Genomic DNA, 13,804 nt, shown 5'->3' on the forward strand with positions numbered 1-13,804 from the left:
CGTGGCCAGCTGGCCACCACAACCGCCGAGCAGCACCCCGCACCAGAACGTCTCCTGCTCATACCGGCGACGGAACACGTTCAGCTCGATCGCCTCCAACGGCAGCATGAGCGGCTCCTCCGAATCCGCGCTGCCCAACACCGCTGTCTGGATCTGCCGTCGGTCCTCGAGCACGCAGCCCCCTTCTCTCCCCGAAGTCATCGTGTCACCGGTGGTGTTCGCTCTCCAGAGGGGCTTGAGCCACCACCGGCTTATGCCGTGGGGCGCGCAGGGACTGGCGACGCGGGCGCCGTGGCAGGGCGGCGGTGCTTCTCGCTACCGTCTCCAGATGACCTCCAATGATGAGTTCGCCGCCGACTTACGACCGAGCGAGGCACCGACCGGGGTGATCGTCAGCGCGCTGCGCTGGGACATCCTGAACGAGTGGATCCGATACCTGAACGACGACAAGCACCCGGACAAGACGGCCGAGATGGCGTACGTCTGGGGATTCATCAACCGGGATTTCGGCGGCGACGCGCTGCGGTGCCTGTGGAGCAAGCACGAGACCAACTACCCAATGTTCGCCGAGGCGGTGTGGCTGCTGCACCGCGAGTTCAGCGAAGGCGCCGGATCAGACCATCACCCTGTCTTCGCCGACCTGCCGCCGATCCCTGCCGACGTCCTGTTCCGAAAGATCGCGAACTCGTCCGCAGTGGCATTCCGGAAACTGAACGAAGACCAGATGCTCGAGATCCTCCGCAAGGCACCACAGGACTACGCGGCGATGCGGTAAAGACGCCCCCGAAACATCGACGCCCCGCCTTGGAGTTCGCCTGATAGGCGGGGCCGTCCACAGCTCTCACCAGCCGCGTCAGGGGGCTGACCCATGGTGACCTGCTCTCAAGCCGCGGCTAAGCGGGCAGTCATCTTCGGCGTCAAGCCGTCTTGTGTGACCGAGAACCCCGGCAGGCTGGCCGCCGGTGAAGCGATCAGGGGATACCTGGACTCGCGCTGCCGCTACGGGTCGCGACCGGGGTCCGGAGCCACTGGCATTGGCTCCGGACCTCCTTTACGTCAGGTGGCTTGCTTCCCGGGCCCGAGCCGATCGAAGTAGTCCCTCAGAACCTCCTCGCTGAGCTCGCCGTCCATGTTCAGCGCACTGCGCAGGGCCCTGACGGTGGCGTCGGCGGGGGTGTCCCAGCGGTTGTGGGCCTCGCGCATGATCTCGCCGATTGTCCAGTGGGCCGCATCGGGATGGTGCCGGACGAACCAGTCCAGCATCTTCGCCACCGGGATCGTCAGGTTGAGGTCCCACCAGTAGGGCGCCTGGGCCGCCTTCTTCCGGTCCTTCGCGTCGCGGAGCTTGAGCATCTGACCGAAGTCATCGAGGACGGCATGCCGGATCGTCGCGCCGAGGATGTCGGTGGGCAGGATGCGGTCCAGGCTGACCGCGACGCTCCACGCCAGGTTGTCGGCGACCTCCTTGACAGACGCCTCGTTACGCTGGCGCAGGATCCACCGCTTCCGGACGTCCGGGCGCTCCCAGAGGGTGTTGAGGAAGTCGTTGGCGAACCGGTCCCGGACCTCGGCGGCGCCTGGTGACAGGTCGTGGCGGTCGCCGGCGGACATCGCCGCCCGCACCCCGTCGGCGGAGCGCCGGCGTGCTTCCACCCAGTCCTCGGCTACCGGCCGCGACCACTGCGCGCGGCCGCCGACGGTCGCCTGCGGCAGCGGGACGTCGCTCTCCCGGCGCGAGATGTAGGACCGCAGGGTGGAGGCGCTGATCTCCCCCATGGCGGCCATTGCGGGGATTCCCAGCAGCTGGTCGCCGGAGAGCTCGGGGCTGGCCACGTTGACGACGCACCGTTCCAGCGGCAGTGCGTTCTCCTGCTGCGCGTGCAACTGCGCCCACAGGGCCAGGTGATCGAGCCAGTTCGCCGGCGTCGGCGCCTCGCGGTCGAAGGTGGCGACCTTCAGCGCGTGCGCGCGGGAGGGGTTCGCGCGGCCGTCGAGCATGTCGGCCGCGGTGACGGTCACCGCGGCCTGGGCCTTGCGGCGCTCGTAGTCCTGGCTGACCAAGTCCCAGATCTGGCCGGGCCGGTACCAGGTGGTGCCGTCCCACCAGTAGCCGCCCGCGCGGTACAGCAGCGGGTCTCCCGCCCAGTCGTTGTGCAGGGATGAGGTGTGTCCGTCGCTCATCAGGATCACGGTCCGGCCGTGATCGGGGTGGTAGCGCACGGCCCAGGCGAGTTTGTGGTTGATGGGGTCCGTGGTGAAGGCCCGCCACCCGCCGTTGGAACGCTCGGGGTCGAAGCGCCCCCAGGTGCCCTGGGCCTCGTGGCGGCCGACCGCCTCGATGGCCTCGGGGCCTTCGTCCAGCGGGAGATGGGAGTCGTCGACGAACGGCAGGCCCGGGACTGGGTGATCGGTTCGGGTGCCGTTCGCGAGGGGACGGAAGTAGTGCGACAAAGCGTTGCCCTTCTTTTCCCGGCAAGTGCTGCGCTTCTAGTACAACACTTCCATGTTCGCTTCTACAACGAACCACAGCCCTTTAGCACAGCGGTATTTGGCCAAGTTGAGCGCTCATGCCGTACGCCGGTCAGACAGGGCCTGGTCACCAGCTGCGGCACTGCCTCGTTGGGCGCGCTCGACGCGGGCACGGCGCAGCGCCCGTACGCGCGGCCTCGGCGGTCACTCCCCACGCGTACGGGTCGGACACCCCGACCACCGGATTCGGAAGTCACCGTCACGGTCGCTCCCAACGTGTACGGTCGGACCGCGCAGTCATGCACAATGCTCCTGTCGCGGGCGGTCGCTCCCCACGTGTATGGATCGGACGCTCACCACCAGGCTGTTCAGGGTGATCTCCTCGGTCGCTCCCCACGTGTATGGGTCGGACGACATCCCGGACGTCCAGATCTTCGGCACGGTCGGTCGCTCCCCACGTGTATGGGTCGGACACTGTTTGGCCTGCGACTCTATGGTCGGTTTGCCGTCTCGTGACCGATGTCGTTGAGGGTGAAGAGCGTCAGCGGATCGCTCCGCTGAGGTGGCACCGGCCTGGGTAGGACGGTGTCTTCCCGTTTCATCACCTCCTGCCGTCCAGCCCGTGGGCTGGGCGGTCTCATGGAGGCTCCGCAGGCGTTTGGTGTCTCCCCTCTACCAGGGGCGACAGGGCATTGAGCAGCTGCAACAGCGTGTTGGGCGATGTTCCGGGCGGCGTTGAGGTCCCGGTCGATTCCCAGCCCGCAGTTGGTGCAGTGGAACGTCCTGTCCGCGAGTGTGAGGCGTGGGTTTTGCCACCCGCAGGCGGAGCAGGTCTTGCTGGAGGGCCACCAGCGGTCCAGGACCGCGAGGATGGAGCCGTACCAGAGGGTCTTGTAGGAGAGCTGGCGGCGCAGCGCGCAGCTCGCCGGGCGAGGTGTCGAGGATGGAGCGGTTGAGGCCGGCTTTCTGTTTCACGCGGCGGCCGGGCGCCTCGAGGGTGCCACGGGCGGTTCGCGTCATGCCGGCGACGTTGAGATCCTCGATGGCGACTTCAGCGAAACGCGTGGCCAGCTGCTTGGTCATCGCGTGCAGCACGGTGCCGCGGTGCACGGCGACCTCGTGGTGCAGCCGCGCCACTCGGCGCCGGGCCTTGGCTCGGCGCGCGGAGTCCTTCTGGGCGCGTGAGAGGGCGCGCTGGGCTTTGGCCAGTCGGTGTTCGGCCTGCCGCAGGTGGCGGGGGTTGGCGACGAACGCTGATGCCGGATCGTCGGGGTCGAGGGGCTGGGAGAGGACGGCGAGGTGTTTGACGCCCAGGTCGACGCCGACGCGGCCGCGCTCGCGCTGTCGTCGGGTGGGCCGCTCGGGCAGCTCAGCGGTGACCTTGCACAGCACCGAGGCGTACCACCGGTGCCCTGAGCGGACCACGGTGACCGACTGCACCACCGCCTCTCCGCGGTCGACCAGGCGGGCCAGGCGCTTGGCCGACTCGTGCAGCCGCACCTCCCCCACCGTCGGTAATCGCAGCCGCCGGTAGCCGGCCAGCCGGATCGAAGGCCGCTTCACATCGTGATGCAGCCGGAACGACTCCCGGGCCCGGCCCTTCTTCTTGAACCGCGGATACCCCACCGGGCGCCCCGCCCGAGCCCCGCGCAGCGAATCCAGCCAGTTCTGCCACGCCCGGTCGGCATCAATGAACGCCGACTGGAACACGTGGGTGTTCACCTCATGCCACCACGGGCACGGCCGCGCCGGACCATAGGCCCCCTCGGGGAGATCGCCCCGACGGGAGTCGCCCTTGATCTGGTTCAGGTGCTTTTGGATCACAGGCTTCGTCGGAACGGGCACCCGCACCTTCTTACGGGCCTCTACCTCCGGCAGACCCTGGCCCACGAGCGCCTGGACCTCACGCCGCCACTGCTGGTGCGCGGCCACCTTCATCCCCAGCGCATGGTTGAACGCCCACCGAGCTGCGCCAGCATGCCGCGTGAACGCCTCCCCCTGGACACGGCTCGGGTCGAGCGCGAACTTGAACGCACGAAGGACCTCCTGCCGCACCCAACCCACCTCCTCAACTCAGCCCCACTGCGACGGCGTCGAAAACAGTAGAGGCGACCACTGACAATCGGTGCTGACCTGGGCATTCACACGCGCGCCAGGACCTCCTGATCGACGGCGCGTTGGTCAGCTGAGCCCGTTCGGCACGGCCCCGCGCAGCTCCCGAGCGCGGGACACCCCGATGGACGAGCACCCGAGGTGGGGCAGGCGATCGCACCGTCGGGGACGCAGATCCCTACTCCCGATCGGCAGGGTCGGCCGATCCGGCTGCACCTCGCGGCCGCGCCCGGTCACCCCTGATGCCCTCCCACGGGGGCGGCTTTCCGGCAGCCTCCCGATCACAGGGAGCGCACCGCCCGGAAGCGGGAGGCACACCGACCTGCCGCCGACCGCACGAGGGCACTTTGCACTTCCAGGACCGACTGCTGGCCTGGTTCCCGCCGCCGGAGACCAGCCGCATCAGCAGCCGCTGCCCATCACCGTCCAAACGCTCCATCTCCGGCGCCAGCAGCCCCTGCATCTCCCCCGCACAGGAACCGCACACCCCCGACAGCGAATCCACCGGCCCCTCGGTCCGGCACACCCCGCACACCACCGGCGCCTCCGGAACCGATACTTCCGGAGCCACCCGCGGTTCGACGCCCACGCCCCCACTCCGGTCAGCCGGACGACGTCCCGAGCCCGGATCAACGCTCAAACCGCCCACCCCATGCTGCCGGGCAGCCTTCGCCTGCCGGAGCGCACCGACCGCGGCCTGGCGCTCGGACTCCGCGTGGCCCCCGGCGGCCCCACGGACGGCATGCCAGCGGGCCTGCTCGGCCGCGGCCTGCTCGCGCCGCCACACGAAGTCCTCCGCCTCGATGGCCACCTGCTCACGGAGCCGGTCTTCGAGAATCCGACGCCGCACATCGGCACCGAGGCCGGGCAACGCTCGGTCGATCTCCGCAGCGATCCGGGCACGCCGCGTACGGCGAAGGTGGATCACATTGCCGCAGTTCTCACACTCGCCGCCGGTGTCCAGGCGGATCCCGTCATCGCACCGCAGGTCCGAGCAGTCCGGCCGCTGCACCAGGCCCCGCCGGATGAGCCAGCCGTACGGACTCCGCACCAGGGCCTCACCACCGATCTCCTCCAGCCGGTCGGTGAGCCGGTCGGCCAGCAGCCGCGGGGCGGCATCCGGCTGCATCAGCAGATCCTTCAGCCGCCCCAGCTCCCTCTTCACGGCCTCCTCGACCCGATCCTGCTGCCAGCCGTTCAGCCGTTCCCACAACCACGCGACTGGCCCCAGTGCCACCCGCAGACCAAGATCAGCCGGAAGGCCCACCCTCCGCTGCCGCTGCGTCTTTCCACCGCCCACGGCCTTCGGACGGCCACCGGCCTCAGCTCGGGGAGCGCGCTGTCCATCCCGCTCATCAACCGAGGACTTTTTCGGCTTTTCCCCGCGTAGCGGGCACTCCTCAGCCACCGCCGACGCTGACCCGGCAGAGGCCGTTTCGCCGTCGACGGCCTGGTCCTCGCGCGCACGCGCGCGTTCCGGCCGATCACAGCACCCCGACCCGGCGTTGCCGGAACAGCACCATCCACCAGCACCATCACCACAAGTACCGGCCCCAGAAGCGTGATCAGTGTGAAGGGTAGGCACAACGTCGGGGTCTGGAGTCCCGGCCTCCTCGGCAGCCGGCTCCTCCTCTACCTGCGGTTCTTCATCGGCCTCGGGGCTGTCACTGCCCCCTGGCGTAGCGTCGGGGTCTGAAAAATCGGGCTTCGCTGCCCGAACGCGCTGCTCCCGGACGACGGAGGCGGCGTTCTTGCCGTGCGCGGCTGCGACCGCCGGCACCACGAGCCGACCACGGTGACGCAGATCGGAAACGGTCTCCCGGCGCGGCCGCGCCACCAACCCAGCAGCCTCCAGCCGCTCCAACACCGCCTCAGCCCCAGCGAGTCCACACCCCAGCAGGCGCGCCAGCGTCGCCGCCGCGCGGCCGCGCGCGTTGACCTTCCCCCCGCACAGCCGCACCCGGCCCGTCTCCGTCGCCTCCAGCACCAGCACCAGCAGCGCCAGACGATCGGTGCAGCCACCCCGGCCCTTGCGCCACGCCAACAGTCCAGCCGGCGTGTCCGGCCGGTCACGATGGCGCCAGCCCGGCCCGAACACCGCTTCCACCAGCCGCAGGAAGACCGCGAACTCGCGCTGCACCAGCGCCAGCGGATGCCCAGGCTTCCCATACGCGGCCCACAGCGGCAGGACCTTGCACTCCAGGCCCGTGTGTTCCTTCCAGTCCCCTGTGGCCGTGTCCCGGTCCACGACACCCGCCTCGTGCAGCATCCGCACGATCCGGCGCAGCCGCGACACCGACAGCCCCAGCCACCGAGCCAGCTCACCCGCCCGAATCTCCACCAGACCCGACTCCGCTGACGTCTTCGCCGCCAACACGATGACCGCCAGGCGCGCCGAATCCGGCAAACCCTCCAGCCCCGGTACGTTCAGCAGTTCACGCACCGCGCATCGCAGCCGGGCCCGTGCATCACACCCCAACACCAGAGGATGACTCGGACCACGCCGAGGCGCCGGTCCCGCCTGATCCGGAACAGCCCGCAGGCGCGGCCGCGGACCCAACGCCCGACTACCCGCAGCGGCCTCCGCCGCCGCGGTGCTCACTGGCCCTCCTCAGATGGGGACCTTGAAGCAGCAGTCAGGAAGAACGAGATCAATTCACTCGATGAGGCGAAAATCGCCCTCAATGGGGTGCGGCGAACTGTGATCTTGATCTCAGGTGACCAGCGGTTTTGCCAGGTGAATGGCTCGATAAGGGGTACGCAGGCATGCCAAAGCTGGCGCACCCTCGTGCAGTCATGCACAATGCTCCTGTCGCGGGCCTCCCGCCTGACGGCACAAAGAAGCCCCCTCGTAGGTGCTTCGGTTCTGGTCAGAACCTGAAATGAACCGTTCGTCCGGTCTGCCAACCGGCGAACAATCCCCTCGGAGGGGCTGCCAAACCCTCCGGTCACGTGAGGGGCGCTGAGCCGAGGTGACTGCCACATCACCTGGGCTGAGCGCCCCGGCGGCCAAGCCGCCGTCTCAGAGCTAGATCATGCAGACCCCCTCCACACCAGAGGTGTGTGTCGAGGCGGGCGCAGAGAACACAAACACCCCGCCGTGGGGCCAGCGCTCACGCATGCGTCGCTGACCCCACGGCGGGGTGCGGTGTGTCTGGGGACTGGGCGAGGTACCCTGATCCATGTCGATCATCCTCGTATGGCTATAAGGGTGTCGGCAGGCTTTCGGATCCCCATCACAAGATCCGTCGGCCACTGTGGCCCCTCCCGGCTTGTCCAAGGCCGGTTGATGGGGCCACTCCTTTTTGATCAATGTCGGGGCCACCCTACTCCTCCGACGGGGCGTTAGAGACTCCAGGGGCAGCCGTGTCGGGCGGGAGTTGCGGAGCGACATCCCCGCAAGGAAGGACATGGCGGAGCTCGGTTAGCACGCTGTCCGGCTTTGAGTCGTACACGATGTGCGGCTCATCGGCAGATGGCGGATGGAACCGCGTCGCGAACCTCAGCAGGTCTTCTTCGCTGAACTCGATCGAGTTGGCGTCGACCGTCGCCTTTTGGTTGCGCTCTCTGACCCGCGCCCAACGCACTTCATGTGGTGCGGGTAGGTAGATGAGCACGGGCACGCCGCCGCCTTCCTCTGCGATTCGCCGCCATTCGGCGCGCTCCTCCGGTGTCCAGAAGCCGTGGTCAACTACGGTGTCGTGGCCTGCCTGTAGGTGACGTCGGAACTCCACCGCGATGTCCTTGAGGACAGGAGCCTCCCTGACGCGGAACTGACCGCGAGGGAAATCAATGCCGTAATGACCGTAGCGGCGGAACATCTCCTCATCTGGGCAGAGCCGCTGGTAGCCGGCTTGCTCGAGCGCGCGGGCGAGTGTCGTCTTACCTGCGCCAGGCATTCCGGTCATGAGGACAGCGAGAGGCGTGCGCGCCTGACGGCTGTGCGGGACTGCATGCGTGCGCGTGATCTTGGGTCGCCCATCCGTGATCAGGGCTCTGGTGCCCTCCAGAGCAATGTCGCGGGCGATCATCGCACGTCCGAAGTGGTCCGTCGTGTGCGGCCAGGGGCGCCCAGGTCGACTCCGTACTCCAGGACCTGGCCGTCAGCGTCCAGGAATCTGGCTGTGAGTACCAGGATTGCCGCCACCGTGTCGGCCTCCAGTTCAAGGAGTTGGAGGTCCTGCGTGGTAGCCATGCGCGCGGTCTCCTCATCCTCGCGCGTCACGACTCTGCGCCCCGTAGCCTGTTCGATCAGGTCCAGAGATAGGCCCTCTTTGAGACGCTCGCTGTGCAACAGCTCGGGGACCGCTTCACCGAACTTAATCGGGATCCAAGAGGTCGAGTACGCGACGATGCCATGCCGGTCGCGGTAGACGCGGCTCCGCCGAATGACCTCGTCACCTGGCTCTACACCGAGAGCCCTCGCAACCTCACGCGGGGCGGGAATGATAGTTGCGGTGTGCCCATCGGAGCGCTCCCCCGCACACCAGGAGGAACCGGTGCGCTTCCCGCGCTCCGCGCGCTGAGCCCCAGAGGAGAGAGACACGGGCTGGCCAATACGCACGTATGCGGCGGTCGCGTCGTCCGATCGTTTGAACCGTGGCCACCGCTCGCCAGCCGGGTCAGCGAGCTCAGCTTCACGGGTGCGGGTGATAAGAGCGGCTGGCCCCTCGGTGCGTAGCAAGTCAAGGAGTTGTGCCCAGCTTAGGGCGCCGAAGCTGTCGACGAGTCGGCTCGCGCCGTCCGTCAGGAGCGCGGCCTGCCGGACTTTGGAAAGGTTGAGAGCCCCGGTGATTGCCTCGTCAGCGGCGGCCGGGTTGGTTGCCGCAACCCAGTATCCGCCTGGTCGGTTGCGGAGGCGACGCTGGACGGTGACGAGTGCGGAGACTCGTGCCGCATGCTCGGGAGTACCGGTCGGGCCTTGGAGGGCGGCGCGCATTTCGTGGCCGGCGACCTCTTCGACCCGCTTGTCGGTGACGGTCTGGATGCCGTCGTCGCCGAGGTCGAGCACCAGCACGTTGTCAGAGAGAACCAGGTATTCAAGGACGTCGTCCCGCTCACGGATCATCACGACGGTGGACGCAGGCACGGCCTCCTGGTCCAACGCGCAGGTGTCACGGTGCAGGTCGTTGACCTCAGCAATGGCGGTTCGCAGAGCTTCCCGCAGCCTCACTGTGTTGTCGCCGATCAGATTGATCAGGCACGTGCCGAGCTGTCGCACGAACCATGGAGTGCCGTGGATGCACCCCATGGGCAGGTCTCTCGGGGCAGACAGGCCGTCCAGCACGACGACCCCGGTAGGACTGACGTGGACTGTGTCCTCGTTCGCAGCGCCCATACCCTGGGTCGATGCCACGGATACCTGCACGTCAGGCCCCTTCCGGGCGGTAGAACGGCGTGATTCGCTCGCTTTCGACGATCTCTAGAGTCTCCGGGTCAAACCGGCTGGAAATGAGGGTCGAGAACCGCTTGACCTTGAGCTCGCGGTGCACGTTGGCCAGCTCTTGGCTGAGCCAGTGGACGACGCCACCGGAGCCGCGAGCGTGGATGCCTGCGATGTAAAGGAAGGCCCCCTGGCCGTCTGGCCGGGGAAGGCGGCCGAAGTAGGCGATGTCGCCGTTCCCGCCTTCGTCCATGGGAGATCGGTAGACCTGGCCAGTGTTCCGGTCGACGAGGTGCCAGCCGTCGTCATCCTTCTCGAACCGCAGGTGAGGGTCGCTCTCAAGGATCTGCTCGATTAGGGGCGAGAGCCGCGGGCCACAGATCACGACCAGGTTGTTCCGGTTGAGCCGGACATTGCCACCGAGGGAGATCCGCTCGAACGCGATCTCCAGGCCCACGTCTTCAGCCAGTTCACGTAGGCGCTCGTAGGTCTGGACATCTTCGGTGGCGATCACAGGGCCCTGTACGGGCTTGTCTCGGCCATCCTGCAGCTTGCCATCCTCCAGCTTCTCGGCGAGGGCCACGATGACCTTCCCCGAACCGAGGAACAGACGCTCTGGAGGAGCGCCCTTAGCGAGCTGGCTCACTCGTCCCTTGCTGATGCCGAGCTCAGCTGCCAACTGGGTGCTGTTCAGTTGGCCGACGCGTAGCGTTTCGTTCATAGCCTCGTTGCGGACGGCCTGAAATTCGTTGCCGTGGTCTTGGACCCGACCGGCGAGAGTATGCGCAACTTTTGCCCGCTCTAGGGGGTCGGACAGTTCCTTCAGCCGGGACAGGACGACGTCGAAAGCCGCGTCGAACTGCTCCTTCAGGGAGGGCAAGTCCCCGTCGAGCTGTTCCCGCTCCATGCGGTGCCTCCCTTCGCGAGATCATGTTTACCCCATTAAACCGCATCGGTTCAAGATGGTTGACGCGCGCTGTGACGGGTCCTATGGTTTCAGTAGCCGAGCGGTTTAGGGCGCTAAATTCCTCGGTTGCGTTCGCTATATCGGCACGCCAGCGCCCACAAGCACTACCGCAGTAGGTCGTCTGCCCCTCCACGGGGTGGCCGGGGTCGATGGCACCACCAAATCCCCCGGGTTTCTCGACTGATCTGCGTGCACATCGCAGCGCTGATGCGCTGTCCGTGCTGCAGGACGCCGGTTCGCCGTGCGGCCTGGAGGGCGGAGAGAGCACCGCGACGCACGCCCAGCCCCTCCCTATGCAAGGAGCGCCCGCATGCCCGTTTCGACCCTTGAGCCCACCGCACGCATGCGGCGGAGCCGGACCCGTACTCCGAAGATCAGTGCCCGACCGGCGCTCGTCCTCTCCACTCTCAAGCCTCACCAGTACGACTTGCGGCCCGCCTGCGCGTCGCTCATCTGCCCCGACTGCACGACCTGGGTACCGATCACCGGCATCCAGGCCAAGGTCCAGAAGCTGGTCCCGCACCACACCAGTCCCGCGGGCGAGGAGGAGGCAATCCGCTGCTCGAGGGGCAGCAACCGGCAAGTCATCGTCGACGTGAAGTTCGAGGTGTGGTGGCAGCGCCTGCAGCAGGGCGTCGCGGAGACCGATGGCCGCCGCGCGACCCGCGTCACACGGAAGCCGAAGACGGCGGTCGTCCCGGCCGTCACCCAGATCCTGGCGCCGTTGCTTGACGCCAACGCCGCGCTCAAGCTCTACCGCGCTCATCGCAAAGGTTGCCCGATCTGCAAACAGCCCGGTCACACCCGCTGCACGGAAGGCGGTCGGCTCGCCCACCTCTACACGCACAAGCAGCGCACCGAGCCCGCCCGCCGCGCGGCCCTCACCCTTCGAGAAGACCTGGCTGAGCAGCGGGAGCGCGGCCTGTGGCTGCTGCGCGAGCTCCAATGGGCGTCGACCGCCGCCGGTGTACGCCGGACCGACATCCAGCGCGTCCACGACGCCCTGGAGATGAAGCTCAAGCAGCTGAGCCCGAAGCTCAACCCCTGGGAGCACGCCGACTTCGAGAGCGCGATCGCGATGCTCGCGAGGCGATTGAAGCAGCTCAGCCGATAGATCGCCCACGCACGAACGACTACGGCCCCGGCCATCCCGTACGCGGGGAGGCCGGGGCCGCGGCCGCTCGTCCCGAGTAGTCGGAAGGCGACGGCCCCGGAGGGTGAGAGCTCCGGGGCCGCCTGTACAGGCCCTGATCTGGAGGAACCTGTGATCAGCAGCATTGCATGGCCCACGTCGGGTGGGAACCGGTTGTGGTTCGGGGGGTGGAGTGCGTGACGTGCCACTGCGGAAGCTCCATGTCCAAGGACAGCAGCACGGGTCAGTGGGTGTGTCGAACTCCAAGTGCGGCGCCTGGACGGACCCGGGCGTGGCCCGCTGATCCGCTGATCGCCGGATTGGGTGAGATGCCCAAAAATTTACCAAAGACAACGGCCCCGGGATCGCGTCCCGGGGCCGTTGCCGGTTGCTCACATCTACGGAGATCGACATGACCACGATCGATCACACCAGCCGCCGCTACTCCCCGCCTGAGCAGGAGTTCATCGACCACCAGGCCGCGCTGCGGGGTTACATCACTTCCCGTCTCCTGGTCACTGACTGGCACCGGGCCAATGACCTCGCTCAGCAGACTTGGACCGGGGCGCTCTCTCAGCCTCGCCGCAGTCACGCCCCCGACACCGATGGGGTGCCCGGCTGGATCGCCGACCAGGCCCGCATCGTGCTGTGGCGTTTCCTTCTGCTGCAACTCGCAGCGCGGGAGGACGTCCTCACTCCGGCCGCTGTAGTCCGAAGCCCTGCCGCGGCGGTCGTGGTGGCCGCCTGATCCCTCGTACCAGCGACCACGGCCCTGGACATCCCCGCTCACCTGGCGGATGCCCAGCGGCCGCGGCTGCTCGTCCGGGCAGTCGGTCAAAACGATGAAGGCCCCGGGATAGCGCCCCGGGGCCGATTCGGTCGAAATCTGTAGGAGGAAGACGACCTTGAGCACCATCATGACATCCCCACCGCCTCCTCGCGCCCATGAGGGCGACAGCGATCCGGACCCGGACGAGGCGCTGCGCCGGGTCAAGGAGCAGGAGAGGCGGAGCGAGTTGCCGCCCCTCCCGTCTGCCCCTGGGCTGCGCGTCCGGCGCCACGCTCGCGGCGTCGTCGCTCGGATGACCGCCTCGGCTGTCACGCTCGGTGCCGTGCGCGAGCTGGTCGGCACCGTGCCGGTGGAGTGCGGGGCGGACCGCGAGGCTGCCGAGACCGCGCAGTTGGTGGTCTCGGAGCTGATCGGTAATGCCGTGCGGGTCTGCGGTGACGGCGTCCAGCTGTTAGTGGAGGCGTACGCCTCTGCTGACCGCGGTGTCACCGTCATCGTCCGCGACCCGCGTGGCGATCTGCTGCCCACCCGCCGTAAGACGGCGATGGACAGTGACGACGCGGAGTGCGGGCGTGGCCTGCACCTGCTGGATGTGCTGGCACCGGGTTGGACCGTCGGGCGTCTGCCGATCGGCAAGCAGATCCGATGCCACATCGAGAAGGGTTGCAGCTGCGGACCGAACGACGAATGCAGGCACCCTCACCCGATTCCTTCCGAGATTGCCCCGGCGGCCGGTGTGACGGTGAAGGCGGGTGTCCGATGAAGAAGATCCTTCAACGTCTGTTGATCGTCGCGTCCTGGACGTGCTGGTTCTGCCAGGCCGAAGTGCCCGGCGACCAGAAGGTCTGTGGCTGCCAGCGCCCCATCGGCTGACTCTGTTGTGGCTGGCCTGCCCGAGGCCAGCCACAACAAGTTCCTACCGGCGCTGACGCGCCATCACGAGCGTCTGCG

10 protein-coding genes and 1 pseudogene are annotated in these 13,804 nt (G+C 67.7%); 4 read left to right on the plus strand and 7 right to left on the minus strand.

Features of this window, described 5'->3' with window-relative positions; translation table 11 throughout:
- Nucleotides 1–328: 328 nt before the first annotated feature.
- Nucleotides 329–775: a hypothetical protein gene (locus NQU54_RS32970; RefSeq protein WP_257634213.1), complete on the plus strand. Its 447-nt coding sequence runs from the start codon at nucleotides 329–331 to the stop codon at nucleotides 773–775.
- A gap of 281 nt (nucleotides 776–1,056) precedes the next feature.
- Here the strand turns inward: NQU54_RS32970 and NQU54_RS32975 are convergent, their stop codons facing one another.
- The 7 genes and pseudogenes from NQU54_RS32975 to NQU54_RS33005 form a co-directional block, all read right to left on the minus strand.
- Nucleotides 1,057–2,451, minus strand: coding sequence for a hypothetical protein (locus NQU54_RS32975; protein WP_257634214.1), 1,395 nt, complete (start codon nucleotides 2,449–2,451; stop codon nucleotides 1,057–1,059).
- 509 nt (nucleotides 2,452–2,960) lie between these two features.
- Entirely contained in the window at nucleotides 2,961–3,383 is a 423-nt protein-coding gene (locus NQU54_RS32980) for a zinc ribbon domain-containing protein (protein ID WP_306279319.1), read from the minus strand.
- A gap of 61 nt (nucleotides 3,384–3,444) precedes the next feature.
- Nucleotides 3,445–4,533: pseudogene (locus NQU54_RS32985) on the minus strand (RNA-guided endonuclease TnpB family protein); the annotation flags it as partial.
- Between the two features lie 226 nt (nucleotides 4,534–4,759).
- The gene (locus NQU54_RS32990) at nucleotides 4,760–7,183 is read right to left on the minus strand and encodes a hypothetical protein (protein ID WP_257634215.1); all 2,424 of its coding nucleotides are present in this window, start codon (nucleotides 7,181–7,183) and stop codon (nucleotides 4,760–4,762) included.
- A 724-nt stretch (nucleotides 7,184–7,907) separates the two neighbouring features.
- Complete coding sequence (locus tag NQU54_RS32995) at nucleotides 7,908–8,612, minus strand: P-loop nucleotide/nucleoside kinase family protein (RefSeq protein ID WP_257634216.1); 705 nt, start codon at nucleotides 8,610–8,612, stop codon at nucleotides 7,908–7,910.
- Nucleotides 8,609–9,949: a UTRA domain-containing protein gene (locus NQU54_RS33000; RefSeq protein WP_257634217.1), complete on the minus strand. Its 1,341-nt coding sequence runs from the start codon at nucleotides 9,947–9,949 to the stop codon at nucleotides 8,609–8,611. Before NQU54_RS33000 ends, NQU54_RS32995 begins: the two co-directional genes overlap by 4 nt.
- A gap of 1 nt (nucleotide 9,950) precedes the next feature.
- The gene (locus NQU54_RS33005) at nucleotides 9,951–10,871 is read right to left on the minus strand and encodes a sigma-70 family RNA polymerase sigma factor (protein ID WP_257634218.1); all 921 of its coding nucleotides are present in this window, start codon (nucleotides 10,869–10,871) and stop codon (nucleotides 9,951–9,953) included.
- 370 nt (nucleotides 10,872–11,241) lie between these two features.
- On the opposite strand from NQU54_RS33005, the gene NQU54_RS33010 reads away from it, so the two are divergent.
- From NQU54_RS33010 to NQU54_RS33020, 3 genes are all read left to right on the plus strand, one after another.
- Nucleotides 11,242–12,045, plus strand: a complete 804-nt coding sequence (locus NQU54_RS33010) for a hypothetical protein (RefSeq protein WP_257634219.1) — start codon at nucleotides 11,242–11,244, stop codon at nucleotides 12,043–12,045.
- A 430-nt stretch (nucleotides 12,046–12,475) separates the two neighbouring features.
- Nucleotides 12,476–12,811 (plus strand): hypothetical protein, encoded by a 336-nt coding sequence (locus tag NQU54_RS33015; RefSeq protein WP_257634220.1) that lies wholly within the window; start codon nucleotides 12,476–12,478, stop codon nucleotides 12,809–12,811.
- Nucleotides 12,812–12,968: 157 nt separating this feature from the next.
- A complete protein-coding gene (locus tag NQU54_RS33020) occupies nucleotides 12,969–13,616 on the plus strand; it encodes an ATP-binding protein (protein WP_257634221.1) in 648 nt (215 codons plus the stop codon).
- Nucleotides 13,617–13,804: the final 188 nt, after the last annotated feature.

Origin of the sequence: Streptomyces malaysiensis subsp. samsunensis, from assembly GCF_024519315.1 — a bacterium.
Lineage (GTDB): Bacteria > Actinomycetota > Actinomycetes > Streptomycetales > Streptomycetaceae > Streptomyces > Streptomyces malaysiensis.